Here is a 1,356-nt window from a genome sequence, read left to right as displayed (position 1 = left end):
CAGGATGAGCAACGACCAGCGTTCGCCGAGCACGTCGAGAGCACGCGAGATCGGACAGTACTGGCCATAGCCTGCGGTCGTGATTGTCATGGGCACCTCAGCGGTCGGCAATTGCTCCTCCGTCGCACCGACGGGGTCCACTTTCTGGACCGGGAGAGTCCACTTTCTGGACTATCTGGTTATCGCGGCGCTTTCTAACTTCGAAACATGACTTCCACAATTTCTGACACCACTTCCAGCACCGACCGGGTATCGGTGGCCCGCGAGATCGGTGAAACCTTGCGTCTCGAGGTCCCTGAGCGGGACCGCACCGGCGAAATCTCTGTCGCCGCGTTCGATCGATTGCGAGCGAGCGGACTGTCCGCGGCGCTCGTGCCGGTCGAGTTCGGCGGTGGGGGCGCCTCTCATCGGGAGATGGGGGAGATCCTGCGCGAACTCGGCAGGCACGATCCGTCGACGGCGGTCGCGTTCGCGATGCACTCACACCTGGTGGCCGCGCAGGTGTGGCGGCACAACCATGGGGTGGACGCTTCGGCGGTGTTCGCGAAGGTGGCCGGCGGTGCGATTCTGGTCAGTACCGGCGCCTCGGATTGGGTCGATTCCAACGGGCAGGCGGTGCGCGTCGAGGGTGGGTATCGGGTGAGTGCGCGTAAGGCGCCCGCGAGTGGGTGTGAGGTGGGCGATGTGCTCGTCACCAGTGTCCGCTGCGACGGTGAGGTGCTGCATTTCGCGATCCCGTTGGCCGCCGCGGGCGTGAGCATCGACAGGACCTGGGATTCGTTCGGTTTGCGGGCGAGTGGGTCGCATACGGTCGTGCTCGACGAGGTGTTCGTGCCCGATGCCGCGATCTCGATGACTCGCCCGGCGGGTCCGTGGCCGCCGGTGCTGAATGTGGTGATCGGTGCGGCGCTTCCGCTGGTGCTGGCCGCCTATCTCGGTGTCGCGGACGCTGCTGTCGAGCTCACCGCGCGTCTGCTGGAAGGCCGTTCCGACGCCCACACCGTCCAGTCGGCGGGTGAGATGCTCAACGCCTACACCACCGCCGAGGACCTCGTCACCGCCATGTTCACAGCCTCGGAGAACTTGAGCTTCCCCAACACCGATGCCTACGCCGCCCGCACCCTCAGCCGCAAGACCGTCGCGGCCGACGCCCTCATCACCACCGTCCGCCTGGCGATCGAAACCACCGGCGGCGCAGGCTATTCCCGCGCCTGCGACCTCGAACGCCTCTACCGTGACATCCACGGCTGCCAATTCCACCCACTGCCTCGCGCGAAGCAGACTCGCTTCAGCGGCCGAGTTCTGTTGGGGCACAGTCCCCTCGACTGAGCAGCAAGGGGTCATCCACACCGGATG

1 protein-coding gene is annotated in these 1,356 nt (G+C 65.9%); it reads left to right on the top strand.

The window, feature by feature from the left end; all coding sequences use genetic code 11:
- Positions 1 to 207: 207 nt before the first annotated feature.
- Entirely contained in the window at positions 208 to 1,329 is a 1,122-nt protein-coding gene (locus ACFWF3_RS35995; protein ID WP_379318638.1) for an acyl-CoA dehydrogenase family protein, read from the top strand.
- The last annotated feature ends 27 nt before the right edge of the window (positions 1,330 to 1,356 follow it).

Origin of the sequence: Nocardia sp. NPDC060220 (genome assembly GCF_042727815.1) — a bacterium.
Lineage (GTDB): Bacteria > Actinomycetota > Actinomycetes > Mycobacteriales > Mycobacteriaceae > Nocardia.
This window is presented reverse-complemented; position numbering and strand designations above follow the sequence as displayed.